Consider the following 24,471-nt stretch of genomic DNA (forward strand, 5'->3'; position numbering starts at 1 on the left):
TTCGATTTTTAGCCAAACCAGTGATGGAACATTAATTTAATGTAATCAATGATTTTCCCAAAGAAGTTGCCTTCAGGGATTTCCTGCAGCACCACCAGCGGACGCTGTTCAATGGTTTTGCCATCTAACTGGAAGTTGATAGTGCCGACAACCTGGTTTTTCTGCAGCGGGGCGTGCAGTTCAGTGGTGTTCAACACATAGCTGGCTTTCAGGTCTTTCATGCGGCCGCGCGGAATGGTCAGGTAGACGTCTTTATCAACGCCTAACGACGCACGATCGGTGTTACCAAACCAGGCAGGTTCTGAGGCAAATTCTTTACCCACTTTCAACGGGTTCACGGTTTCGAAGAAACGGAAGCCCCAGGTCAGCAGTTTTTTACTTTCGGTTTCTCGGCCTTTATAGGTGCGACCACCCATAACGGCGGAGATCAGACGCATCTGGCCTTCGGTTGCGGATGCAACGAGGTTATAGCCAGCCTTATCGGTGTGACCGGTTTTGATACCGTCGACATTCAGGCTGTTATCCCACAGCAGGCCGTTGCGGTTTAACTGACGAATGCCGTTAAAGGTGAACTCTTTTTCTTTATAGATAGAGTATTCGTTAGGCACGTCGCGAATCAGAGCCTGACCAATCATCGCCATGTCGCGAGCCGAGCTGTACTGACCGTCAGCATCGAGACCATGAACGGTCTGGAAGTGGGTGTTTTTCAGGCCCAGCGCATTCACATAGCTGTTCATCAGGCCGACGAAAGCATCCTGGCTACCGGCTGCGAAGTCTGCCATCGCCACGCACGCGTCGTTTCCGGATTGCAGGTTAATACCACGGATCAGCTGAGAAACAGGAACCTGCATGCCTGGCTTGAGGAACATCAGCGATGAACCTTTGAAGACCGGGTTGCCCGTAGCCCATGCGTCATTGCCGACGGTGACCAGATCGGTTTCTTTGAATTTCCCGGCTTTCATCGCCTGGCCGATGACGTAGCTGGTCATCATTTTGGTCAGGCTGGCGGGGTCGCGGCGAGTGTCTGCGTTCTGTTCTGCCAGAACTTTACCTGAATTGTAATCAATCAGGATATACGACTCCGCATCGATCTGCGGAACACCCGGGATCATGGTTTTAATATTCAGGTCATCGGCATGGGCAGCAGAGAGAGAGGCTGCGCAGAGAGCCGCGGTGAGCGCCATACGCTGCACGAAACGAGCGGAAAAAGTGGTCTTCATGGTCTGAACTACGACGTCCGTGATGAAATTTAAAAAAGTGCCCTACTATAGCAAATGCATAACTGGCAGGCATCTGACTTTCCGCGTGACTTTGTTAATGTCATTTACAGAAACTGACAGTTCAGATACCTGATTTACGTTATTACACGCCGGTGATGAAGGACTGTAATTGCGCCTCGGATTGAAGACGCTGCTGCAATGTGGAGGCTTCGGCTTTGCTGGCAAACGGCCCCATCTGGATACGCCAGACTGCGCCGTTTTGTACCACCCGGCCAGGAACGCCAAACTGCTGGCTTAAACGCTTTTGATACTGCTGCGCGCGCGACTGCTCGCTGACTGCGCCAACCTGAACCACATAGCGTCCGTTGGCAGTTGCCGCAGGCGCAGGAGCTGTGACGGCGGCTGGTGTTGCTGCCGGCGCGGTTGACGTGACCGGTGCGGTGGTTGTCGATTGCGGCACCGGAGTCGGCTCGCTGCTTTCCAGCACGCCTGATGCGAGCGTGGTTGGCGCACCGAGGAATCCACTGCTGTTTACTGGCGCACCGGTTGGATCATCGCTTTTCAGCGTGGAATTGCTGATCGGACGAATATCGCCTTGCGGCTGACCTGCATCCGATGGCGAAGGCATGCTTCCCATATTGCCGCCACCGCTTAAATCAGGACGCGCAGGCAAGGCATAAGTTTGTTTCGCGACCGTGGTACAAGCCATACCCGGTCCGGACAATGAACCATCCTGGGCGACGATGATTGGGTCGATACGCACTTTAGTGTTGTTGGAGGTGTTCAGACGATCGGCTGCGGCGCGCGAAAGTGAAATCACGCGATCGTTGCCATAAGGCCCGCGATCGTTAATGCGCACGACGATCATCCTGCCGTTTGCCAGATTGGTAATTCTGGCATAGCTGGGGACAGGCAGCGTCGGATGCGCAGCGGTCAGCTGCATCGGGTCGAACGCTTCGCCAGACGCGGTTAAGTTGCTTCCTGGTTCCGCATCATAGATAGCGGCAAGTCCGGCCTGGCTAAAGCGGGAGGGATCCTGCACGATTTTGTAGCTTTTACCATCACGCTGGTAGTCCTGATTCGCCGTTGGGTTCAGGGGTTCAAAGCGCGGATCGGCCCCGCTGATTTCAACAATCGGACCATTACACACCGCAGGCTGCGGCGCGACAGCAACCTGTTGCTGACCATCATCACTCGAACACGCCGCGAGCATTCCTGCTGCGATGCAGATACCAAGCCACTGCTTACGCATTGCGTACCCCTTACACGCTTTTCGACAACATTTTTCTATGGGTGTGGATCGACATAACAATCCCGAACCCGGCCATCAGCACGATAAGTGCCGAGCCTCCGTAACTGACCAGTGGGAGTGGAACCCCAACCACGGGCAGAATACCGCTCACCATACCAATATTTACGAAGACATAAACGAATAATATCAACATTAAGCCACCCGCCATGACGCGACCAAAGGTGGTTTGCGCGCGGGCAGCGATCCATAATCCGCGCATAATCAGCAAAATGTAGAGCGTCAACAGAATCAAGATCCCCACCAGACCCAGCTCTTCCGCTAAGACAGCAAAGATAAAGTCGGTGTGGCGTTCGGGTAAAAACTCAAGCTGCGATTGTGTACCATGCAGCCAGCCTTTGCCGCGTAACCCGCCGGAGCCAATAGCAATTTTAGACTGAATTATGTGATAACCCGCGCCCAGCGGATCGGTTTCCGGGTCGAGCAGCATCATGACGCGCTGACGCTGGTAATCATGCATCAAGAAGAACCACAGTATCGGGATAAACGCCGCGACCAGAACCACCGCAACGCCGATTAAGCGCCAGCTCAAACCAGAAAGGAACAAGACAAACAGACCGGAAAGGGCGACCAGAATTGAAGTGCCGAGGTCTGGTTGGGCGGCGACCAGCAGCGTGGGCATAAAAATCAGCACCAGCGCAATGGCGGTATTTTTTAGCGATGGTGGGCAAACGTCACGGTTAATAAAGCGCGCAACCATCAGCGGCACGGCGATTTTGGCAATTTCAGAAGGCTGAAAACGCACGATACCCAAATCCAGCCAGCGCTGCGCACCTTTGGAAATGGCGCCGAAGGCGTCTACCGCCACCAACAGAATGATGCAAAAGATATAGAGATAGGGCGCCCAGCCCTCATACACCCGGGGGGGAATTTGCGCCATCACTACCATGATGACCAGGCCCATTGCGATCTGGCCGACTTTGCGCTCCATCATGCCAATATCCTGGCCGCTGGCGCTCCAGATGACCAGTGAGCTGTAAACCAGCAGAGCCAGCAAAATAAGCAACATTGTGGGATCTATGTGGATTTTGTCCCAGAATGTTTTTTTGTTCGGATTATCCGTCACGATTATTGGTCCTCCGCTGCTGCAACCGCTGGGTTTTCCGCAGGCAGATTGGTGTTGTTGTCGCCCAACATAATATGGTCAAGGATCTGGCGCATAATGGTACCCACCGCCGGACCCGCACCGCCGTTTTCAAGGATCATGGCGACAGCGACCTGGGGTTTATCATAGGGGGCGAAGGCCGTCATCAGCTTGTGGTCACGTAAACGCTCGGCGATCTTATGTGCGTTATAGGTTTCATTAGCTTTCAGGCCAAAGACCTGCGCGGTACCGGATTTCGCCGCAATTTTGTAAGGCGCGCCAGCAAAATACTTATGCGCAGTTCCGTTAGGGCGGTTCGCAACACCGTACATACCGTCTTTCGCGATTTCCCAGTAACCAGAATGAATATCGCCAACGGGCGGTTCGTGCGGCTGTACCCACGGCACCTGCTTGCCGTTTTCTGCCGTGCTCATCAGCAGATGCGGGACTTTTATCAAACCGTCGTTGATAAGGATCATCAGCGCTTTACTCATCTGGATTGGGGTTGCTGTCCAATAACCCTGGCCGATGCCGACGGGAATGGTATCACCCTGATACCATGGCTTTTTAAACCGTTTTTGCTTCCACTCGCGGGTTGGCATATTGCCGGAGCGCTCTTCGGCAAGATCGATGCCCGTATATTTGCCGTAGCCAAATTTGCTCATCCACTCGGAAAGCCGGTCAATCCCCATATCATAGGCGATTTGATAGAAAAACGTATCCGCGGACTCTTCCAGTGAGCGGGTGATGTTCAGATGGCCGTGCCCCCACTTTTTCCAGTCGCGGTAACGTTTTTCAGAGCCCGGTAGCTGCCACCAGCCCGGATCGAACAGGCCGGTATTGCGGGTGATGACGCCTGCGCTTAACGCAGAAACCGCAACGTAAGGTTTAACCGTCGAAGCAGGGGGGTAAACACCCTGTGTGGCGCGGTTAACCAAGGGGGTGTTCGGGTCATTGAGCAACCCGGAGTAATCTTTACTGGAGATACCATCCACGAACAGATTCGGGTCATAGCTCGGCATAGATACCAGCGCCAGAACGCCACCGGTACGCGGGTCGGTAACCACCACGGCGGCACGACTGCCCGCCAGCAGCGTTTCAATATACTGCTGGAGTTTCAAATCAAGGGTGAGATAGATATCGTGCCCGGCCTGCGGCGCCACTTCTTTCAGCTGGCGAATGACGCGGCCGCGGTTGTTCACTTCAACTTCTTCATACCCGGTTTGGCCGTGAAGCACGTCCTCATAATAACGTTCAATACCCAGCTTGCCGATGTCATGCGTTGCCGCGTAGTTAGCCAGTTTGCCGTCTTTGTCCAGGCGGTCTACGTCTTTATCGTTGATCTTCGATACGTAGCCAATTACGTGGGTCAGCGCAGAGCCGTATGGGTAATAGCGGCGTTTATAGCCTTTAACTTCGACCCCAGGAAAGCGATATTGATTCACGGCAAAGCGTGCGACCTGAACTTCAGTCAGGTTGGTTTTTACCGGAATTGAGGTGAAACGGTGTGAACGGGCGCGCTCTTTTTTAAAGGCAGCAATATCGTCGTCCGTCAGGTCTACGACGTTACGCAGCGCGTCGAGGGTATCCTGAATGTTGTCTACCTTTTCCGGCATCATTTCTATCTGATAAATGGTGCGGTTAAGGGCGAGAGGAATACCGTTGCGGTCATAAATGATGCCGCGACTCGGCGCGATAGGCACCAGTTTGATGCGGTTTTCGTTCGAACGGGTCTGATAATCAGTGAAGCGAACGATTTGCAGATTATAAAGGTTGGCGATCAGCACGCCGGTTAGCAGCAAAATCCCCAAAAAAGCGACCAGCGCCCGGCGCACAAACAGCGCGGACTCAGCCGAATAGTCGCGAAAAGAATTCTGTAGTTTCATCCGCTGCTTAATCTACTCAAGAATCAATGATCACTCACGGTGATAAGGATGGTTGGTGGTAATGCTCCACGCCCTGTACAGACTCTCCGCAACCAGAACCCGAACAAGAGGGTGTGGAAGGGTTAATGCAGAGAGTGACCAGCTTTGTTCCGCTGCGGCTTTACAGGCAGGAGAGAGACCTTCAGGCCCGCCAATTAACAGGCTGACGTCACGACCGTCCAGTTTCCAGCGCTCCAGTTCGGTCGCCAGTTGCGGCGTGTCCCAGGGTTTACCCGGGATATCAAGGGTGACGATGCGGTTTTTGCCTGCGGCAGCCAGCATCTGCTCACCCTCTTTGTCGAGAATGCGTTTGATGTCCGCGTTCTTGCCGCGCTTTCCTGCCGGGATTTCGATCAGCTCAAAGGGCATATCTTTCGGAAACCGACGGAGATACTCGGTAAATCCGGTTTGTACCCAGTCAGGCATTTTCGTACCCACAGCGACAAGTTGCAGCTTCACGCATTAACTCCAGAGTTTTTCCAGTTCATACAGGCGACGACTCTCTTCCTGCATCACGTGGACAATCACATCGCCGAGGTCAACGACGATCCAGTCAGCGACATTCTCGCCTTCCACGCCGAGCGGCAGCAGGCCAGCAGTGCGGGACTCCTGAACCACGTGGTCTGCAATAGACATAACGTGACGGCTGGATGTACCGGTGCAGATAATCATGCAATCAGTGATGCTGGATTTGCCCTGAACGTCTAAGGCGATGATGTCTTGACCTTTCAGGTCATCAATTTTGTCGATTACAAAATCCTGGAGTGCTTTACCCTGCAAGTGTTCCCCCTGGGTGAAAAGAGTTAAAAACGTCTGTTAGTATACCTGAACCAGAGGCGATATCGGGACAAATGTCTCCGAATGCGCTTGTGAAGTGCGCTATCATCCCACCCCACGCCACAGAATGCATCGCCATTTTTGTAAAACAATTTCTGCAAAGCTCTGAAGGGCGGGAAAAGTCAGGCTGCGGAGAATAACAGCCTGTCATGGGGTGTCAATGGGAGAGAGGCCCTTCGGCATAAAAAACAGCGCTTTCACTCCCCGTCGCGCCATACGGCCCGGCTGTTAAGCACTTTCAGAACCGCAAAATCGTCACAAAAATCAATTGCGCTCCAGCAGCCTTGTTCGACGCGGAAATGCCACATTGCCGCAGCGGGCATGGACAGCAGACGGGCGATCAACACGCTCAGCACGCCTTGATGACTCACCACCAGCAGATTTTGGCACGCTTTATAATCAGCAAGCTGGGCAATGAAACGTTCCACTCGCTGGGAAAACGCCTGAAAACCTTCGCCATTGGTGGGCGTCGCATTCTGCCAGTCGTTACACCACACGGCGTAATTTTCGGCGTCTTCGCGCGCCAGATCGCGATGGTGACGCATTTCCCAGTCACCAAAAAACATCTCATTAAGCTCAGGCATGTTGCGCACAGGAACTTCACGTTCCGCCAGAATCAACTGCGTTGTATGGCGGGCGCGTTCCAGTTCGCTGCACAGAACGTTGTCGACAGGGACATTGCGTAACAGCGTACCCAGCGTTTGCGCCTGAGCGATCCCCCGTTCCGTTAGCGGTGTGGGGGCGTGGCCGCTATATAAACCAGCGACATTGGCTTCGGTTTCGCCATGACGTACTAACCAGAGTCTCATGTTTTCCTCGTGAGGCTATTCGCACAAAATATGATGTTTGCCCTGATTGCGCAGTGATTTTTCACTAAAATACCCTTTTTTACGTGGAGCGGCACGATGTCTTTATTGAAGAGCGCACATGGCGGTAACACCCGAGAAGCCGCCGAATTGTTGGGCATCTTGCCTGAGCAGTTGCTGGATTTTAGCGCGAATATTAACCCGCTGGGTATGCCATTAAGTTTAAAACGGGCGATTATCGACAATCTGGACTGCACGGAGCGTTACCCGGATGTCGATTACGCGCAACTGCATGCCGCGCTGGCGGAGCATCATCAAATTCCGTCCTCGTGGATCCTGGCCGGGAACGGTGAAACCGAATCCATTTTTACCCTGGTGCATGGCCTGAAGCCACGCCACGCGATGATTGTGACGCCCGGGTTTGCGGAATATCGTCGGGCGCTGCAATGGGGAGACTGTACGATCCATGAGTTTGCGCTGTGCGAAGAGGATGGCTGGCAGCTTACCGATGCGATCCTCGATGCGTTAACGCCTGAGCTGGACTGCCTGTTTCTCTGTACGCCCAATAATCCCACCGGGTTGTTGCCCGAAACCCGCCTGCTGCGTGAAATTGCCACGAGTTGCGAGTCGCTGAGGATCGCCCTGATCCTTGATGAAGCGTTTATCGATTTTATTGCCAAGGAGTCGGGGTTTATCCCGTTACTGCACAAGAACCCGCATATTTGGGTGCTGCGTTCGCTCACCAAATTCTATGCGATCCCGGGACTGCGTCTGGGGTATCTGGTCAACAGTAACGAACAGGCGGTTGCACAGATGCGCAGCCAACAAATGCCGTGGTCAATTAATGCGTTTGCTGCCCTGGCAGGCGAGATTATCTTACGCGATAGCGCGTATCAGCGGGCGACGTGGAAATGGCTGGAACAAGAGGGGGAGCGGTTTGATCAACAACTGCAAGATCTGCCCGGCCTGACGGCGTATCCCGGCCGGGCAAATTATCGTTTATTACGCTGCGATCGTGCGGATATTGATCTGCAACTTGCGTTGCTGAAACAGCATGTCTTGATTCGCAGTTGCGCCAATTATCCGGGGCTGGATGCGCGCTATTATCGGGTAGCCGTTCGCAGCCAGGAAGAGAATAACCGCCTGCTGACGGCCTTACGCAAGGCGCTTAGCGATACAGTCCCTGTTGATTGATATAGTCAAGCACCGCGTCTGGCATCAGGTCGTCGCACGGCTCGCCCTTTTCCAGGCGCTCACGGATGAGCGTGGCGGAGATGTTAAACCACGGCGTTTCGGCCAGGTAAATCTTCCCGCAAGGCAGGTTGTGCAGGTCATCTGCTGAATGGGTCAGATGATCCTCCAGCCATTGCTGGTGTTTTTCCTGCGCCATTTCGAGTGGATAGCCCGGACGTCGGCACACGATGAGGTGGGTATTACCCAGAATCGTGTGGTAGTCATGCCAGGAAGGGAAGGTAAGCAGCGAATCCTGACCAATGATAAACGCTAACGGCACGTTTGGGCCTTGCTCCTCGCGCCACTCTTTTAGCGTTTGCGCGGTGTAGGAGGCGGTATCGCGTTTCAGCTCGCGTTCATCCAGGGAAAACAGAGGTTTATCAGCAATGGCCAGTTCAACCATACGCTTACGTTGCTCAGCGGACGCTTCGGGCTGCGCACGATGTGGCGGCACGTTATTGGGCATGATGATGACCCGGGAAAGGCCAATCAGATTCGCCAGAATTTCAACCGGTTTAAGATGACCGTAATGCACCGGATCAAAGGTGCCACCGAACAGAGCCTGCAATGATTTCATATCAACCATCAATAAAAACATCGGCCAGCGATTTATGACAGAGCAAAAGGGAAAGCCCCTCAAGTTCCGCCCACACTGACTGACCATAGTCTTGTTTAAGCGTAATTTCCGTACGCGTTAAAAGCGTAACAGCCTGACGCAGTTGCGCCGGGTTCAGCCGGTTTAACGCATCTCCCATCATACCCCGGCGATTTTGCCACACCCGGTGTTTATCAAACAACGTGCGCAAAGGCGTATGGGCCGACTGCCGTTTTAAGTTAACCAGCAACAGCAACTCACGCTGTATCGTACGCAGCAAAATAACCGGCTCGCTACCTTCCAGGCGTAGCTGCTGCAGAATGTGCAGCGCGCGTTTGCTTTTGCCCATCAGCAGCGCGTCTACCCAGTGGAATGGGGTAAAGTGCGCGGCATCGTTAACCGCTTTCTCCACGCGAGGCAGCGTTAGCTTGCCGTCAGGCCAAAGCAACGCTAATCGTTCCAGCGCTTGCGCCAGTGCTAACAAATTACCTTCATAGCAATAGCACAAAAGCTGATTGGCTGCGTCATCCAGCTGCAGGTTGTTAAGTTTCGCCCTGGCGGCAACCCAGCGAGGAAGCTGTGCTTGTTCCGGCGTCTGGCAGCTTACCTGAACCGCGTTATTTGCAAGCCCCGTATACCATGCGGCGTTTTCCTGTGCCCTGGTGAGTTTGTTGCCGCGAACCATCAGTAGCAGATCGTCATGTAACAGAGTGACGAGTGACGCGAGCTGTTCATTAATGGCGGCATTAGGGCCATTTTCAGGCAACTGCAGAAGCAGGGTTTGACGGCTGGCAAACAGGCTCATCGCCTGGCAGAGTGAAAATATCTCTCCCCAGTCGGTGCTGTTGTCCAGAGTGAAGGCGTGGTGTTCTTCGAATCCTTGTGTTGCGGCAGCCTGACGGATGGCATCCTGGCTTTCCTGCAATAAGAGAGGATCGTTACCTAAGAGTAGATACGCCGCGCGCAGCCCTTCATTGAGCTGTGCGCGGAGTTGTTCAGGGTACAACTTGAGCATCAGTTACCCAGCGTGGTGGAGACACGCGCCGGAGATGACGCAGGCGTCTCGGCTTTATTCACCGTAGGCTCAGCATCAGCCTTGGATGACTGAGTATCGGCCAGATGTACGCTTGGCAGCTTACGAATTAACTGTTCAGCCGCTTTGTCATACATCTCTTTGATGATCATGTCCTGCTCGTTATCTTTCGCCAGTGCTGCTTGAGAGTTATCAAAGAACGAACGATAAACTTTGGCGCTGATAGGGTAAATATCATGACCTGGAATTAGCACAGTAGCTCTTACAGACATTACCATTTGGTATTCAGCCGTTTGACCGTTCTGGAATACCGATGCCGTATCCTTTGAGAGACTCACAGCGCCAAGTCGTAAGGACGTCACATCTTTACGCATGGTACCGTCCTCAAGCAGCGTAACACCGTTCAGACGCAGCTGATTACGCACCGCGCGGCTTAACGGGCCGTTCGGATCGCCAGAGTTCAGGATCATGGTTTTCATTGAGGGTGGAACCTGCGTAGTACTACGCAGATGCCAGCCACACCCGGCGGTGACAAGCACCGCCAGCGATAACAACAATGTTGTCAGAAGTCGCACGCTTCCTCCCGCGCTTAGCCAACGACCAGATTGAGGAGTTTACCCGGTACATAAATCACTTTACGTACGGTAACGCCATCAAGATATTTTGCCACCAGATGCTCCTGGCCAGCACGTTCACGAACCTGCTCTTCAGTGGCGTTTACCGGAACGGTGATTTTGCCACGTACTTTGCCGTTTACCTGAACCACAACCAGCGTTGAGTCTTCAACCATTGCTGCTTCGTCCGCCACCGGCCACGGCGCGTTGTCGATATCGCCTTCGCCATTCAGCGCCTGCCACAGGGTGAAGCAAACGTGTGGGGTGAACGGGTTAAGCATGCGTACAACAGCCAGCAATGCTTCCTGCATCAGGGCTCTGTCCTGCTCATCTGCCTGCGGTGCTTTCGCCAGCTTGTTCATCAGCTCCATAATCGCCGCAATCGCGGTGTTAAAGGTCTGACGACGACCGATATCATCGGTGACTTTAGCAATGGTTTTATGCACGTCGCGACGCAGCGCTTTTTGATCTTCGCTCAACACATCAACGTTCAGGGCAGCAACATCTCCCTGGGACGTATGTTCGTAAACCAGTTTCCAGACACGTTTCAGGAAGCGGTTCGCCCCTTCAACGCCGGACTCCTGCCATTCCAGCGTCATATCAGCCGGAGAAGCGAACATCATGAACAGACGTACGGTGTCGGCGCCGTAGCGTTCAACCATGACCTGCGGGTCGATACCGTTATTTTTCGACTTGGACATCTTGCTCATGCCGGTATACACCAGTTCATGGCCTTCTGCGTCCTTAGCCTTAACGATGCGACCTTTTTCGTCACGCTCAACGATGGCATCAACCGGAGAAACCCAGTTACGTTCGCCGTTGGCACCAACGTAGTAGAACGCATCGGCCAGAACCATCCCCTGACACAGCAGCTGTTTAGCTGGTTCATCAGAGTTGACCATGCCTGCGTCGCGCATCAGTTTGTGGAAGAAGCGGAAGTAGAGCAGGTGCATGATGGCGTGTTCAATACCGCCAATGTAGATATCAACCGGCAGCCAGTAGTTCGCCGCGTCGGAATCCAGCATACCTTCCTGATACTGCGGGCAGGTGTAGCGCGCGTAGTACCAGGACGACTCCATAAAGGTATCGAAGGTGTCAGTTTCACGCAGCGCAGGCATACCGTTAACGGTGGTTTTCGCCCACTCTGGATCGGCTTTGATTGGGCTGGTAATGCCGTCCATGACTACGTCTTCCGGCAAAATAACCGGCAGTTGGTCTTCTGGCGTTGGCAGGACGGTACCGTCTTCCAGCGTCACCATCGGAATCGGCGCGCCCCAGTAACGCTGACGGGAAACACCCCAGTCACGCAGACGATAGTTAACTTTACGCTCACCCACGCCTTTAGCTACCAGCTTGTCAGCAATAGCGTTGAAGGCCGCTTCGAAGTCGAGGCCGTCAAACTCACCGGAGTTAAACAGCACGCCTTTTTCGGTCAGCGCTTGTTCAGACAGATCCGGCTCTGCGCCTTCAGCGGTCAGAATTACCGGCTTGATGGTCAGGGCATATTTAGTCGCAAATTCGTAATCGCGCTGATCGTGACCCGGAACGGCCATAACTGCGCCTGTACCGTATTCCATCAGCACGAAGTTTGCCGCCCAAACCGGGATCTCTTCGCCAGTCAGCGGGTGAACGGCTTTGAAACCAGTGTCGACGCCTTTCTTCTCCATGGTCGCCATTTCGGCTTCAGCAACCTTGGTGTTGCGGCATTCGTCAATGAAGGCAGCCAGTTCTGGGTTATTTTCAGCGGCTTTCTGCGCCAGCGGATGACCTGCAGCAACGGCCAGGTAGGTCGCACCCATAAAGGTGTCCGGGCGTGTGGTGTAGACGGTCAACGTGTTGTCGTAATCGTTCACATCGAAGGTGATTTCCACGCCTTCAGAACGGCCAATCCAGTTGCGCTGCATCGTTTTCACGGTGTCAGGCCAGTGATCCAGATTATCCAGATCGCGCAACAGTTCGTCAGCGTAAGCGGTGATTTTGATGAACCACTGCGGGATCTCTTTACGCTCAACTTTGGTGTCGCAACGCCAGCAGCAGCCGTCGATAACCTGTTCGTTCGCCAGTACGGTCTGGTCGTTCGGGCACCAGTTAACGGCAGACGTTTTCTTGTACACCAGCCCTTTTTTGTACAGCTCGGTGAAGAACTTCTGTTCCCAGCGGTAGTATTCCGGGGTGCAGGTCGCCAGCTCGCGGCTCCAGTCGTAACCGAAACCCAGCATTTTGAGCTGGTTTTTCATGTAAGCGATGTTGTCGTACGTCCAAGGCGCGGGGGCGGTATTGTTTTTGACCGCTGCACCTTCCGCCGGCAGACCGAACGCATCCCAGCCGATTGGCTGTAATACGTTTTTGCCCAGCATACGCTGATAGCGAGCGATCACGTCACCGATGGTGTAGTTACGGACGTGGCCCATGTGTAGTCGACCAGAAGGATAGGGAAGCATAGACAGGCAGTAATACTTCTCTTTGCTCTCGTCTTCGGTAACTTCAAATGTGCGCTTCTCATCCCAGTGAAGCTGTACTTTGGATTCTATCTCTTCCGGGCGGTATTGCTCTTGCATGGCAGCCAGTGGTCCTGTTTTCAATACAGCTACAAACGTAGCTCTAGATGTGGTGTTTTAGATCCGCATAGCATAGCCCAAACGCCCGCGCCAAAACAGCCTTTCGCGCATTCAACGTTGAATTCCCGTAAGGATAATTCTTGCACGAATTTACACACTCTGTGGACAGTCTTGCAAAGCGTAGCGTAAATAACGTCTATTATTATAGACAGTTAACGACCCAGGAGGCGAAGCGATGAACAAGGTTGCTCAATATTACCGTGAACTGGTGGCTTCACTGAGTGAACGCCTGCGTAATGGCGAACGCGATATTGATGCGTTGGTGGAACAGGCGCGTCAGCGCGTTATGCAGACCGGGGAGTTAACGCGCACCGAGGTGGAAGAGCTCACCCGGGCCGTCAGACGCGATCTGGAAGAGTTTGCTCTGAGCTATGAAGAAAGCCTCGATGAGGAGACCGACAGCGTCTTTATGCGGGTAATCAAAGAGAGTATCTGGCAGGAACTGGCCGATATTACCGATAAAACGCAGCTCGAATGGCGCGAAGTGTTCCAGGACCTCAGCCATCACGGGGTTTATCACAGCGGCGAGGTGGTCGGGTTGGGCAATCTGGTCTGCGAGAAGTGCCACTTCCATTTAGCGGTGTACACTCCTGACGTGCTGCCGCTATGCCCGAAATGCGGACACGATCAGTTCCAGCGTCGACCGTTTGAGCCGTGATAATGTTGCCGGATGCGACGCGCTGCGTCTTATCCGGCCTACGCATTAGGCGTAAAACTTCAACCGTTCTGCCAGCAGATCGACAAAACCTTCGCGATCCACGTCCACCATTACGGTGGCGTTTGGCTTATTGCCGCTCAGGAAGTAGTAGTCAACCACGGTCATTCCCTGGGTGTATTTGCCCTGAGTTTCCACACCAACCCAGCGTTCAACGGTGGTAAACAGTTCAGGTTTCAGCAGCCAGGCAATGGTGCATGGATCGTGCAGCGGCGCGCCAATGAATCCCCATTTTTCATCTTTGTGATATTCAAAGAAGAAGTCGAGTAGTTCAGCAACGATTGTCGAAATGGGATTGCCGATAGCGCGGAACCGTTCGGTATCTTCACGATGTATTTGCGCTTTATGCGTGACATCCAGTCCAGCCATCACCACCGGAATGCCCGACTGGAACACGATCTCAGCGGCTTCTGGATCCACGAAGATGTTGAACTCAGCGGCGGGCGTCCAGTTTCCGAGGCCCATTGCCCCACCCATGATTACGATACGGGCGATTTTGGGGTGCAGTTCAGGATGGCTATTCAGTAGCAATGCCACGTTAGTTTGTGGCCCGGTGGAGACAATCGTCACCGGTTCCTGACTGTTACGCAGGATTTTCGCCATCAATTCCACGGCGGTACAGTCCTGTGGAGCAAAAGCGGGTTCAGGCAGCGCCGGGCCATCAAGCCCGCTCTCACCGTGGACGTTATCGGCAATTATCAGGTCGCGCATCAGCGGTTTGACTGCGCCACCGGCCACTGGGATATCCGTGCGGTTGAGCAACGTTAACATACGCAATACGTTACGCAGCGTTTTGTCGGGGGTCTGGTTACCGGCAGAGGAGGTTATCGCTTTCACATCCAGTTCAGGTGAAGCGAGGGCGAGAACAATTGCGATAGCGTCGTCATGACCTGGATCGCAATCAAACAGGATAGGAAGTGCCATTGTTGCTCCTTGTAAGTGGGACTTTGTGACAAGGTTAACGCTGGGCTGTGCCTGTTTCGAGAAGTGAAGAGATAAATCGTGAGGTGGCGCGCACATGGAGGTGCGCGCCAGCAAAATTAGTGCAGGATTTTCGCGAGGAAGTCTTTGGCACGGTCTGATTTTGGATTAGCGAAGAACTCTTCTTTCGGTGAGTCTTCAACAATCTTCCCTTCATCCATGAAGATCACCCGGTTCGCCACTTTACGCGCAAAGCCCATTTCGTGGGTAACCACCATCATGGTCATCCCTTCATTGGCCAGTTCAACCATGACGTCCAGTACTTCGTTGATCATTTCTGGGTCGAGTGCTGACGTCGGTTCGTCAAACAGCATAGCGATAGGATCCATGCACAGCGCCCGAGCGATGGCGACACGCTGTTGCTGGCCCCCGGAGAGCTGAGCTGGAAACTTCTCGGCATGCGCTGACAGACCAACGCGTTCCAGTAACTTTTGCGCTTTGTCGCGGGCCGGCTTTTTATCGCGTTTAAGCACTTTTACCTGCGCCAGAGTCAGGTTCTCAATAATCGACAGATGCGGGAACAGTTCAAAGTGCTGGAACACCATGCCAACGCGAGAGCGCAGTTTGGCCAGATCGGTCTTTTTATCATTCACCACGGTACCATCAACGGTGATGACGCCCTGTTGTACCGGCTCCAGCCCGTTCACCGTTTTGATAAGCGTTGATTTACCTGAACCTGACGGGCCGCAGACCACCACCACTTCACCTTTTTTCACTTCCGTGGAGCAGTCGGTCAGCACCTGAAAGTGACCATACCATTTAGAAACATTTTTCAGGGTAATCATTAAACTGTCCTTTTCTTCAAATAGCTGACCAACAACGATGCGCTCAGACTGAATACGAAATAAACGGCGCCAGCAAACAGGATCATTTCAACCTGCGTGCCGTCACGCTCACCAATGGTGGAGGCGGTACGGAAGAAGTCTGCCAGACTCAATACATAGACCAGCGAGGTATCCTGGAAGAGTACGATGCCTTGGGTAAGCAGCAGCGGCACCATCGCGCGGAATGCCTGCGGCAGAATGATGAGCTTCATCGACTGCCAATGGGTCATCCCCAGCGCCAGCGCGGCGCTAGACTGCCCGCGAGAAATACTCTGGATACCGGCGCGGATAATCTCGGAATAGTACGCGGCTTCAAACATCGAAAATGCGACCATCGCTGAGATCAGGCGAATATCGGTTTTTGGCGACAGACCCAGCACGTTTTGCAGGAAGCCGGGCACAATCAGGTAGAACCACAGCAGCACCATCACCAGCGGAATGGAGCGGAATACGTTGACGTAGCCCTTCGCAAACCAGGCAATTGGCGCGAAGCTGGACAGACGCATTACCGCAAGGATGGTCCCCCAGACGATACCAATGACGACTGCCGTGACGGTGATTTTCAGCGTGATGATCAGCCCATCCAGCAGATACGGCAGGGAAGGGACGATAGAACTCCAGTCAAATTCGTACATTATTTGCCTCCCAAATTGCCAGGCAGGCGGATTTTGCGTTCGACGAGATTCATCACCAGCATGATGACGGCGTTAATCAGTACGAAGGCCAGAGTGATGGCCGTAAACGATTCCCATGCGTGGGCGGAGTAATCCAGTAGTTTACCCGCTTGCGCAGCCATATCGACCAAGCCGATAGTGGAGGCGATCGCGGAGTTCTTTACCAGGTTCATCATCTCCGAGGTCATTGGCGGAACAATCACGCGGTAAGCGTTTGGCAGCAGAACATAGCGGTAGGCCTGCGGCAACGTCAGCCCCATCGCCAGCGCGGCATTTTTCTGCCCGCGAGGCAGAGACTGAATAGCGGCACGAACCTGTTCGCAGACGCGCGCAGCGGTAAACAGCCCCAGACAAAGCATGGATGAGAGGAAGAACTGAATGTTGGGATCCAGTTCTGACTTAAACCACATCCCGATGTTTTCCGGCAGCAGTTCAGGAATGACCAGATACCAGGTAAAAAACTGGACAATGAGCGGAACGTTACGAAACAGCTCGACGTACAGCGTTCCGATCCCGGAAAGGAAACGATTTGGTACGGTACGTAAGATGCCGAATAAAGAGCCGATGAGGAAAGCGATAACCCAGGCGGTGATAGATAACGCGACAGTGACCTGGAAACCACTCCAGAGCCAGCCGAGATAGGTGGTGTTGCCGAACGGGGCTTGTTGTAAAAAAATACCCCAGTTCCAGTCTATAGACATAAATCTACTCCAGAAAAAAAAGGGTAGCAGCGCTACCCCCGAAGATTGTTATTCAGCGTTTTGCGGTTTTCAGGCCTGATGGGGAACGACCATCAGACTTATAGTCTGTCCGTGCTGAGTAGCAATCGAGAGGGAGGGGAAGCCTCCCTGATTACACTTCATCCTTCAAGATATCTCGTTGTTGGCTGCCTTTATTCATCCCGGTTACTTACTCATGTAAGCGCCCGGGAATTCGCTCAGTTGCCGCCTCGATATAACTTGAAAGGTTTTGTGTACTCTTCTAATTAATTAGTTAAGCGCTTTATCATTCGGTTCTTTGAACAGGGCTTTCATCTCGTCTGACAGTTCGAAATTCATGTTCAGGTTCTTCGGTGGAATTGGATTTTTAAACCACTTATCAAACCATTTCTCAGCTTCGCCTGAGGTCTGCGCCTTGGCGATAGTGTCATCCATCAGCTTTTTGAACTGAGGGTCATCTTTACGCAGCATGCAGCCGTAAGCTTCCTGAGACTGTGGCTTGCCGACGATCTCCCAGTTGTCTGGTTTCTTCGCCTTCGCGCGCTCGCCAGCCAGCAGGGCGTCATCCATCATAAAGGCAACGGCGCGGCCGCTTTCCAGAGTACGGAAAGAGTCACCGTGGTCTTTCGCGCTGATGATGCGCATATCCATTTTTTGCTCTTCATTCAGCTTGTGCAGCAGCACCTCTGAGGTGGTACCCGAAGTCACGACTACGGCTTTACCTTTCAGATCGGCGAAATCTTTGACGTCGCCGCCTTTTTTCGCCAGCAGACGAGTACCAACAACGAAAATGGTGTCAGAGAAAGCCGCTTGTTTTTGGCGCTCGACGTTGTTGGTGGTGGAGCCACATTCAAAGTCGAAGGTGCCGTTTTGCAGCAGCGGGATACGGTTTTGTGAAGTAATCGGGATCAGCTTCACCTGCAGGTCAGGCTTGTTCAGTTTTTTCTTCACGGCTTCAACGATCGCGTTGGAGTAATCCTGTGAATAACCGACCACTTTTTGCTGGTTATCGTAGTAAGAAAACGGTACCGATGATTCACGGTGGCCGACCACAATCACGCCGTTTTTGGCGATCTTGTCCAGCGTGCTGCCTGCCGCTGGTGCTGCGTCTTCTGCGTGCGCCAGACCGGCGGACATTCCCATGACCAGCATGGCAGTGGCGAGCTTACGTAATTGCATATCCAACTCCTTTATCGTCTGCGCCAGGGACGCATTGATACCCATGTGATGTTGTTATTGTTTGCTACTAAAACGTGCAGTCTTGTATATGTTTGTTAACATTTAGTTTGGATGAATGTAAAGAATTTGCTGTTTTATTGTTTATTTTTGCGAGGTGCGCCGCACCATTTGGGGGCAAAAATATCTTGTTGCACTTTTCAGGTGCTACCGGCGCTCAACGTTGGTGCGACCAGGTTGCACATTCAGCCAAAACTGCATTTGTCTTGTAGAACAAAGCAATAGACGTGCCAGAATGGGGAGCGGGAAATGTTTTGTGGGCCGGATAAGCGAAACGTTATCCGGCCGGGAAAGGAAGGTTACTTACGACGCTGGCGCAGGCTCATTACTACCGCACCAAAGCCAAACAGCGCGGTAAGCAGCCAGAGCGGCCAGTTACCGGTACGTGCATAAGGGGTTAAGCCCGTCGTTGGCGTCACGCTGGTGGTCAGGACCTGGCGGGTAAACTGCGGGATCATCGCCTGAATCTCACCCTGTGGACCAATCACCGCCGTAATACCGTTGTTGGTGCTACGCAGCAGAGGGCGCGCCAGCTCGAGGGAACGCATACGCGCCATCTGGAAGTGCTGCCACGGGCCGATGGATTTACCAAACCAGGCATCGTTGGAAATCGTCAGCAGGTAGTCCGTATCCGGGCGGAAATTATCCCGTACCTGTTCGCCAAGAATGATTTCATAGCAGATGGCAGCCGTCAGCTTAAAGCCGTGCGCATGCAGCTGTGGCTGCACATAAGGCCCACGGCTGAAAGACGACATTGGCAGGTCAAAGAACGGCGCTAACGGGCGCAGGATCGATTCCAGCGGGACGAACTCGCCAAACGGTACCAGATGGTTTTTGTTGTAGCGGTTGCTGGAGTCGTAACTGTACGGGCTGTCTTTACCCAGCGTGATGATGGTGTTGTAGGTGTCGTAACGATTCTGCTTGTTCAGACGTGCGTCAACGATACCGGTAATCAGCGTGCTGTTTTTCGATCTCAGCAGGTCATCCATCATGCCCAGAAAACGCTGCTGATTAATTTCCAGGTCCGGAATAGCGGATTCTGGCCAGATGATCAGCTGTGATTTGCCCATCTCAGGCTGGGTGGCGTCGAGATAAATCTTCAGGGTGTTGAGTAACTGACCTTCATCCCATTTGAGCGACTGCGGAATGTCACCTTGCACCATCGAGACCTGAGTGGTTTTTTCCGGCTCAAGCGCGTACCACTGGATATAGCGCAGCGGAAAGGGCAGAGCAAAGAGCACTAGCGCGGCAATCAGCGGCTTCCAGTTACGCGTCACCAGCGCCAGCGCCAGCAGGCCACTAACCACCATCAGCAGGAAGTTAATCGCCTCAACGCCCATCACCGGAGCCAGCCCTTTTAACGGACCGTCGATCTGACTGTAGCCGAACTGTAGCCACGGGAAGCCGGTCAGTACCCAGCCGCGCAGGAATTCGGTTATTTGCCAGACGATCGGCGCGGCAATCGCCACGCGTACCCAGGTGGTTTTCGGCCACAGACGCGCCAACACGCCGGCAAACAGGCCGGTGTAGAGGGAAAGGTATGCGGCAAGCAGAACCACGAGGAACACATTAATGGGGCCCGGCATACCGCCAAACTGCGCGATGCTGACGTAAACCCAGTTGATGCCGGAGCCAAACAGCCCCAATCCCCAGAAGTAGCCGATTGCGGCAGACTGGAGCGGGCGGCGATTGAAGGTAAGAGCCTGCAAGCCCATCAGTGAAACGATCGCAGCGGGCCAGATGTCATACGGAGAGAAAGCCAGCGTCCCGCAGGCACCGAATAATAACGCCAGCAGCAGGCGAATGCGCTGGCGTTCAATTAATGGGGCAAATGCCATGTAGTCTTAGATCCAGTTTCGGGTTTATTCGTCCAGTTTGGGCTGGGGTGAGTCGTCCGGAATTCTGACATGAACCTGAATAATACGACGGCTGTCGGCCATTGCCACTTTGAACTGGTAACCATCAATGTCGATAGTCTCCCCGCGCGCGGGCAGATGACCAAAGGCCTGCATGACCAGCCCGCCGATGGTATCTACTTCTTCGTCGCTAAAATGGGTACCGAAAGCGTCGTTGAAGTCTTCGATCGGCGCCAGAGCGCGAATGGTCCAGGTGTGGCGACTAAGCTGACGGAAATCGATATCGTCTTCTTCGTCGTACTCATCTTCAATTTCACCCACGATCAGTTCAAGGATGTCCTCAATGGTCACCAGACCTGAGACACCGCCGAATTCGTCGATGACGATAGCCATATGATAACGCTGGGAGCGGAACTCTTTCAGCATGCGGTCAACTCGCTTGCTTTCAGGTACGACAACCGCCTGGCGTAACACTTTCTCCATGCTGAAGGCTTCGGCATCGCTGCGCATAAACGGCAGCAGATCTTTGGCCATCAGAATCCCTTCAATGTGATCTTTGTCTTCGCTGATCACCGGGAAACGCGAGTGGGCAGACTCGATAATGACATCGAGACATTCGTCCAGGGTCTGGTTGCGTTTCAGGGTAATCATCTGAGAGCGAGGGATCATGATGTCGCGCACGCGTTGGTCCGCAATATCCATCACCCCTTCGAGCATATCGCGCGTATCTTCATCGATAAGGTCGTTTTGCCCGGAATCACGGATCAGCTCCAACAGTTCGTCGCGGTTTTTTGGTTCACCGTGGAAAAGTTGGCTCAGTAACAGGGAGAAAAATCCCTTTTTGCTGTTTAAGGTGTCACTACTGTGTGAATTGTCGTCGCTCATGGCGTCGTATGGGTTCTCATGTTAGTTAATACAAAGCTCGTCATGCGTATATTCAGCTGTTGACGGCATGTCTCTTTATCGTACTTCAAACCAGGTAAGCCGGATAAGGCGCAATACCTGATGGCGGCTGCGCCTTATCAGGCTTACAAGATTTCGAAATGCTTATTCTTTCTCGGCAATGTACGGATCCTCATAGCCCAGAGCAAGCATAATCTCTGTTTCTAGGGATTCCATCTCTTCCGCTTCATCGTCTTCGATATGGTCGTAACCGAGTAAATGCAGGCTACCGTGCACCACCATGTGCGCCCAGTGGGCCTCAAGCGGTTTGCCTTGTTCCTGCGCTTCTTTCTCGACTACCTGACGGCAGATGATCAAATCGCCCAGCAGCGGCATTTCAATGCCCGGCGGGGCTTCAAACGGGAAAGAGAGTACGTTGGTTGATTTATCTTTCCCGCGATAGGTCAGGTTCAGCTCGTGGCTTTCCGCGTCATCGACCAGACGAATGGTAACTTCAGACTCTTCCTGAAACTGTGGGATCACCGCATCCAGCCAACCCTGAAACTGACTTTCTGTTGGTAAACCAGATTCGTCTTCACATGCCAGCTGTAAATCGAGAATAACCTGACTCATTTTTGTTCCTGCTCCTGAGCTTCGCGCTTGCGTTCTGCAGCCAGCTCGGCTTTGCGTTTCTGTTCTGCTTCTTCCCAGGCTTCATACGCCGTGACGATACGGGCGACCACCGGGTGGCGAACCACGTCTTCGCTATGGAAGAAATTAAAACTAATTTCGTCGACTTCAGCCAGTACTTCAATGGCATGACGCAGACCGGATTTGGTGCTTCGCGGCAGGTCAATCTGGGTGATATCGCCGGTGATAACTGCTTTGGAGTTAAAGCCGATACGGGTCAGGAACATTTTCATCTGTTCGATGGTGGTGTTCTGGCTCTCATCAAGAATGATGAACGCATCGTTTAACGTACGACCGCGCATGTAGGCCAGCGGCGCAACTTCAATGACGTTACGCTCAATCAGCTTTTCGACCTTCTCAAACCCGAGCATTTCGAACAGTGCGTCATACAGCGGTCGTAAGTAGGGATCGACTTTCTGGCTGAGGTCACCCGGCAGGAAGCCGAGTTTTTCGCCCGCTTCCACTGCCGGACGGGTCAGCAGGATTCGACGGATCTCCTGACGCTCAAGCGCATCGACCGCAGCGGCAACCGCAAGATACGTTTTACCCGTACCCGCAGGGCCAACGCCAAAGGTGATGTCGTGGTCGAGGATATTCGCAATGTATTGTGCCTGGTTCGGCGTACGCGGCTTAATTACCCCGCGCTTGGTTTTGATGTTCACCGCTTTGCCAAATTCCGGCACGCTGTCTGCGCTTTGCTCAAGCACTCGCGCTTCTTTAATTGCCAGATGAATTTGTTCAGGCTCAATGTCCTGCGTCTGACCACGCATTGGGGCAGTATCGACGTACAGGCTACGTAAAATATCTGCCGCCGCGGTGACGCAAATTGGGCGACCGGTCAGCTTAAAGTGGTTATCACGGCGGTTAATTTCGATGCCGAGGCGACGTTCCAGCTGCTTGATGTTGTCATCAAATGGGCCGCAAAGGCTCAACAGGCGGGCATTGTCTGCGGGTTCAAGGGTGATTTCACGAGTGTCTATGTTCAAACTGTTCCTCTTTTGCATGTCTTGCCGGACGCTGAACATTTACCGGCATCTAAGGAAATTATTCACGCCATGGGGGAAAGGCGCAAGCATTGCGATAAATATGGGGATGATGAGGTAGATTACAAGGCCCGCCGGGGCAGCGAGCCCAGAAGAGTAAGCCCGATAAGCGTAGCGCCATCGGGCATTGAAGATTAAGGCTGATAAATACCGACGCCCAGATCGTTTTCTTTGCGGGTACGCGCAATAACCGACTCAGGGGATTCAGCGATGCGCAGACCCATTTCGTCTTCGGTGCGCACCACTTTACCGCGCAGGGAGTTCGTCCAGACATCGGTAATTTCTACATCCACGAACTTACCGACCATCTCCGGGTTGCCTTCAAAGTTCACCACTCGGTTATTTTCGGTACGGCCAGACAGTTCCATGATGCTTTTACGCGATGTGCCTTCAACCAGAATGCGCTGGGTCGTGCCGACCATGCGACGGCTCCAGGCCATAGCTTGCTGGTTAATACGCTCTTGCAGAATATACAGGCGCTGTTTTTTCTCTTCTTCCGGCACGTCGTCAACCATATCGGCGGCAGGGGTGCCTGGACGCGCAGAGAAGATAAAGCTGTAGCTCATGTCAAAATTGACGTCTGCAATCAACTTCATGGTCTGCTCGAAATCCTGCGTGGTTTCGCCTGGGAAGCCAACGATGAAGTCGGAGCTAATCTGGATATCCGGACGCGCTGCGCGCAGTTTGCGGATGATCGCTTTATATTCCAGCGCGGTATGGGTGCGTCCCATCAGGTTCAGTACGCGATCTGAACCGCTCTGTACCGGCAGGTGCAGGAAGCTCACCAGTTCTGGCGTGTCACGATACACTTCAATGATATCATCGGTGAATTCGATCGGATGGCTGGTGGTGAAGCGGATACGGTCAATGCCATCGATCGCCGCGACCAGCCGCAGCAGATCGGCAAAAGATCCGATCGTGCCGTCGTAGTTCTCACCGCGCCAGGCGTTCACGTTTTGTCCCAGCAGGTTCACTTCACGCACGCCTTGCGCCGCAAGCTGGGCGATTTCAAACAGGATATCGTCCGCCGGACGGCTTACTTCCTCACCGCGGGTGTATGGCACCACGCAGTAAGTACAATATTTATTACAACCTTCCATGATTGACACGAAAGCGCTTGGACCTTCAGCACGCGGTTCCGGTAGGCGGTCGAATTTTTCGATCTCCGGGAAACTGATATCAACCACCGGGCTACGGGTGGTACTTCCACGCACTTTGTTAATCATTTCCGGCAGACGATGCAGGGTTTGCGGCCCAAAAATAATATCGACATAGTGCGCGCGTTGGCGAATATGGTCGCCTTCCTGAGACGCAACACAGCCACCGACACCGATGATCAGCTTGGGGTTTTTCTCTTTTAACAGCTTCCAGCGGCCCAACTGATGGAAGACTTTTTCCTGAGCCTTCTCACGGATAGAGCAGGTATTCAGCAGCAGCACATCCGCTTCTTCGGCCACGTCGGTCAGTTGATACCCATGGGTGGCATCCAGCAGATCGGCCATCTTCGATGAATCGTATTCGTTCATCTGACAGCCCCAGGTTTTAATATGGAGTTTTTTGGTCATCGACTTGCTCTT

At 53.3% G+C, this 24,471-nt stretch carries 23 protein-coding genes; 2 read left to right on the forward strand and 21 right to left on the reverse strand.

What is annotated here, in order from left to right; genetic code table 11:
* Positions 1–8: 8 nt before the first annotated feature.
* The 7 genes from dacA to BZK42_RS08470 form a co-directional block, all read right to left on the reverse strand.
* On the reverse strand, positions 9–1,220 hold the full coding sequence (gene dacA, locus BZK42_RS08440) for a D-alanyl-D-alanine carboxypeptidase DacA (RefSeq protein WP_003022711.1): 1,212 nt from the start codon (positions 1,218–1,220) through the stop codon (positions 9–11).
* 142 nt (positions 1,221–1,362) lie between these two features.
* A complete protein-coding gene (gene rlpA, locus BZK42_RS08445; RefSeq protein WP_047359497.1) occupies positions 1,363–2,472 on the reverse strand; it encodes an endolytic peptidoglycan transglycosylase RlpA in 1,110 nt (369 codons plus the stop codon).
* 10 nt (positions 2,473–2,482) lie between these two features.
* On the reverse strand, positions 2,483–3,595 hold the full coding sequence (gene mrdB / locus BZK42_RS08450) for a peptidoglycan glycosyltransferase MrdB (RefSeq protein ID WP_006685529.1): 1,113 nt from the start codon (positions 3,593–3,595) through the stop codon (positions 2,483–2,485).
* A 2-nt stretch (positions 3,596–3,597) separates the two neighbouring features.
* Complete coding sequence (gene mrdA / locus BZK42_RS08455) at positions 3,598–5,499, reverse strand: peptidoglycan DD-transpeptidase MrdA (RefSeq protein WP_016152233.1); 1,902 nt, start codon at positions 5,497–5,499, stop codon at positions 3,598–3,600.
* Positions 5,500–5,529: 30 nt separating this feature from the next.
* The gene (rlmH, locus tag BZK42_RS08460; protein WP_003022725.1) at positions 5,530–5,997 is read right to left on the reverse strand and encodes a 23S rRNA (pseudouridine(1915)-N(3))-methyltransferase RlmH; all 468 of its coding nucleotides are present in this window, start codon (positions 5,995–5,997) and stop codon (positions 5,530–5,532) included.
* Between the two features lie 3 nt (positions 5,998–6,000).
* Positions 6,001–6,318, reverse strand: a complete 318-nt coding sequence (rsfS, locus tag BZK42_RS08465) for a ribosome silencing factor (protein WP_003022728.1) — start codon at positions 6,316–6,318, stop codon at positions 6,001–6,003.
* A gap of 254 nt (positions 6,319–6,572) precedes the next feature.
* Positions 6,573–7,184: an adenosylcobalamin/alpha-ribazole phosphatase gene (locus BZK42_RS08470; protein WP_046274589.1), complete on the reverse strand. Its 612-nt coding sequence runs from the start codon at positions 7,182–7,184 to the stop codon at positions 6,573–6,575.
* 96 nt (positions 7,185–7,280) lie between these two features.
* Here BZK42_RS08470 and cobD point away from each other — a divergent pair, with 96 nt between their 5' ends.
* Positions 7,281–8,375 carry a threonine-phosphate decarboxylase CobD gene (gene cobD / locus BZK42_RS08475; protein WP_047359496.1) on the forward strand — a complete coding sequence of 365 codons (1,095 nt, stop codon included), beginning with the start codon at positions 7,281–7,283 and terminating at the stop codon, positions 8,373–8,375.
* On the opposite strand, the gene nadD is transcribed toward cobD, so the two are convergent.
* The 4 genes from nadD to leuS are packed head-to-tail and all read right to left on the reverse strand — an operon-like array spanning position 8,350 to position 13,214.
* Positions 8,350–8,991: a nicotinate-nucleotide adenylyltransferase gene (gene nadD, locus BZK42_RS08480; protein ID WP_049259746.1), complete on the reverse strand. Its 642-nt coding sequence runs from the start codon at positions 8,989–8,991 to the stop codon at positions 8,350–8,352. The genes cobD and nadD overlap by 26 nt on opposite strands.
* A gap of 1 nt (position 8,992) precedes the next feature.
* On the reverse strand, positions 8,993–10,024 hold the full coding sequence (gene holA, locus BZK42_RS08485) for a DNA polymerase III subunit delta (protein ID WP_046274591.1): 1,032 nt from the start codon (positions 10,022–10,024) through the stop codon (positions 8,993–8,995).
* Positions 10,024–10,617, reverse strand: a complete 594-nt coding sequence (lptE, locus tag BZK42_RS08490) for an LPS assembly lipoprotein LptE (protein WP_047359495.1) — start codon at positions 10,615–10,617, stop codon at positions 10,024–10,026. Before lptE ends, holA begins: the two co-directional genes overlap by 1 nt.
* 14 nt (positions 10,618–10,631) lie before the next feature.
* Complete coding sequence (gene leuS, locus BZK42_RS08495; RefSeq protein WP_095715181.1) at positions 10,632–13,214, reverse strand: leucine--tRNA ligase; 2,583 nt, start codon at positions 13,212–13,214, stop codon at positions 10,632–10,634.
* Positions 13,215–13,449: 235 nt separating this feature from the next.
* Here leuS and BZK42_RS08500 point away from each other — a divergent pair, with 235 nt between their 5' ends.
* Positions 13,450–13,932: a zinc ribbon-containing protein gene (locus BZK42_RS08500; RefSeq protein WP_003022748.1), complete on the forward strand. Its 483-nt coding sequence runs from the start codon at positions 13,450–13,452 to the stop codon at positions 13,930–13,932.
* Between the two features lie 45 nt (positions 13,933–13,977).
* Here BZK42_RS08500 and rihA read toward each other — a convergent pair whose 3' ends face one another.
* The 10 genes from rihA to miaB form a co-directional block, all read right to left on the reverse strand.
* Positions 13,978–14,913, reverse strand: a complete 936-nt coding sequence (gene rihA / locus BZK42_RS08505; RefSeq protein ID WP_080858997.1) for a pyrimidine-specific ribonucleoside hydrolase RihA — start codon at positions 14,911–14,913, stop codon at positions 13,978–13,980.
* A gap of 116 nt (positions 14,914–15,029) precedes the next feature.
* Positions 15,030–15,755: a glutamate/aspartate ABC transporter ATP-binding protein GltL gene (gene gltL / locus BZK42_RS08510; protein ID WP_003022754.1), complete on the reverse strand. Its 726-nt coding sequence runs from the start codon at positions 15,753–15,755 to the stop codon at positions 15,030–15,032.
* Entirely contained in the window at positions 15,755–16,429 is a 675-nt protein-coding gene (gene gltK / locus BZK42_RS08515) for a glutamate/aspartate ABC transporter permease GltK (RefSeq protein ID WP_003022757.1), read from the reverse strand. Before gltK ends, gltL begins: the two co-directional genes overlap by 1 nt.
* The gene (gltJ, locus tag BZK42_RS08520) at positions 16,429–17,169 is read right to left on the reverse strand and encodes a glutamate/aspartate ABC transporter permease GltJ (RefSeq protein WP_080858998.1); all 741 of its coding nucleotides are present in this window, start codon (positions 17,167–17,169) and stop codon (positions 16,429–16,431) included. Before gltJ ends, gltK begins: the two co-directional genes overlap by 1 nt.
* 288 nt (positions 17,170–17,457) lie before the next feature.
* On the reverse strand, positions 17,458–18,366 hold the full coding sequence (gene gltI / locus BZK42_RS08525) for a glutamate/aspartate ABC transporter substrate-binding protein GltI (RefSeq protein ID WP_016152242.1): 909 nt from the start codon (positions 18,364–18,366) through the stop codon (positions 17,458–17,460).
* A 356-nt stretch (positions 18,367–18,722) separates the two neighbouring features.
* Positions 18,723–20,261, reverse strand: a complete 1,539-nt coding sequence (lnt, locus tag BZK42_RS08530) for an apolipoprotein N-acyltransferase (RefSeq protein WP_080858999.1) — start codon at positions 20,259–20,261, stop codon at positions 18,723–18,725.
* 24 nt (positions 20,262–20,285) lie between these two features.
* Positions 20,286–21,164 (reverse strand): CNNM family magnesium/cobalt transport protein CorC, encoded by an 879-nt coding sequence (gene corC / locus BZK42_RS08535; protein WP_005121418.1) that lies wholly within the window; start codon positions 21,162–21,164, stop codon positions 20,286–20,288.
* Positions 21,165–21,326: 162 nt separating this feature from the next.
* Positions 21,327–21,794, reverse strand: coding sequence for an rRNA maturation RNase YbeY (gene ybeY / locus BZK42_RS08540; RefSeq protein ID WP_003835559.1), 468 nt, complete (start codon positions 21,792–21,794; stop codon positions 21,327–21,329).
* Complete coding sequence (locus BZK42_RS08545; RefSeq protein WP_019076268.1) at positions 21,791–22,837, reverse strand: PhoH family protein; 1,047 nt, start codon at positions 22,835–22,837, stop codon at positions 21,791–21,793. The genes ybeY and BZK42_RS08545 overlap by 4 nt, the downstream gene beginning before the upstream one ends.
* 191 nt (positions 22,838–23,028) lie before the next feature.
* Positions 23,029–24,459, reverse strand: coding sequence for a tRNA (N6-isopentenyl adenosine(37)-C2)-methylthiotransferase MiaB (gene miaB, locus BZK42_RS08550; protein ID WP_016152245.1), 1,431 nt, complete (start codon positions 24,457–24,459; stop codon positions 23,029–23,031).
* Between the last annotated feature and the right edge of the window lie 12 nt (positions 24,460–24,471).

The organism is Citrobacter braakii, from assembly GCF_002075345.1.
Lineage (GTDB): Bacteria > Pseudomonadota > Gammaproteobacteria > Enterobacterales > Enterobacteriaceae > Citrobacter > Citrobacter braakii.

Coding starts and splice junctions, on each gene's coding strand:
- gltL (WP_003022754.1), bottom strand. CDS start 15,755: ATGATTACCCTGAAAAATGTTTCTAAATGGTATGGTCACTTTCAGGTG.
- rihA (WP_080858997.1), bottom strand. CDS start 14,913: ATGGCACTTCCTATCCTGTTTGATTGCGATCCAGGTCATGACGACGCT.
- gltK (WP_003022757.1), bottom strand. CDS start 16,429: ATGTACGAATTTGACTGGAGTTCTATCGTCCCTTCCCTGCCGTATCTG.
- corC (WP_005121418.1), bottom strand. CDS start 21,164: ATGAGCGACGACAATTCACACAGTAGTGACACCTTAAACAGCAAAAAG.
- leuS (WP_095715181.1), bottom strand. CDS start 13,214: ATGCAAGAGCAATACCGCCCGGAAGAGATAGAATCCAAAGTACAGCTT.
- miaB (WP_016152245.1), bottom strand. CDS start 24,459: ATGACCAAAAAACTCCATATTAAAACCTGGGGCTGTCAGATGAACGAA.
- nadD (WP_049259746.1), bottom strand. CDS start 8,991: ATGAAATCATTGCAGGCTCTGTTCGGTGGCACCTTTGATCCGGTGCAT.
- rlpA (WP_047359497.1), bottom strand. CDS start 2,472: ATGCGTAAGCAGTGGCTTGGTATCTGCATCGCAGCAGGAATGCTCGCG.
- BZK42_RS08470 (WP_046274589.1), bottom strand. CDS start 7,184: ATGAGACTCTGGTTAGTACGTCATGGCGAAACCGAAGCCAATGTCGCT.
- ybeY (WP_003835559.1), bottom strand. CDS start 21,794: ATGAGTCAGGTTATTCTCGATTTACAGCTGGCATGTGAAGACGAATCT.
- holA (WP_046274591.1), bottom strand. CDS start 10,024: ATGCTCAAGTTGTACCCTGAACAACTCCGCGCACAGCTCAATGAAGGG.
- gltJ (WP_080858998.1), bottom strand. CDS start 17,169: ATGTCTATAGACTGGAACTGGGGTATTTTTTTACAACAAGCCCCGTTC.
- BZK42_RS08500 (WP_003022748.1), top strand. CDS start 13,450: ATGAACAAGGTTGCTCAATATTACCGTGAACTGGTGGCTTCACTGAGT.
- cobD (WP_047359496.1), top strand. CDS start 7,281: ATGTCTTTATTGAAGAGCGCACATGGCGGTAACACCCGAGAAGCCGCC.
- mrdA (WP_016152233.1), bottom strand. CDS start 5,499: ATGAAACTACAGAATTCTTTTCGCGACTATTCGGCTGAGTCCGCGCTG.
- lnt (WP_080858999.1), bottom strand. CDS start 20,261: ATGGCATTTGCCCCATTAATTGAACGCCAGCGCATTCGCCTGCTGCTG.
- gltI (WP_016152242.1), bottom strand. CDS start 18,366: ATGCAATTACGTAAGCTCGCCACTGCCATGCTGGTCATGGGAATGTCC.
- dacA (WP_003022711.1), bottom strand. CDS start 1,220: ATGAAGACCACTTTTTCCGCTCGTTTCGTGCAGCGTATGGCGCTCACC.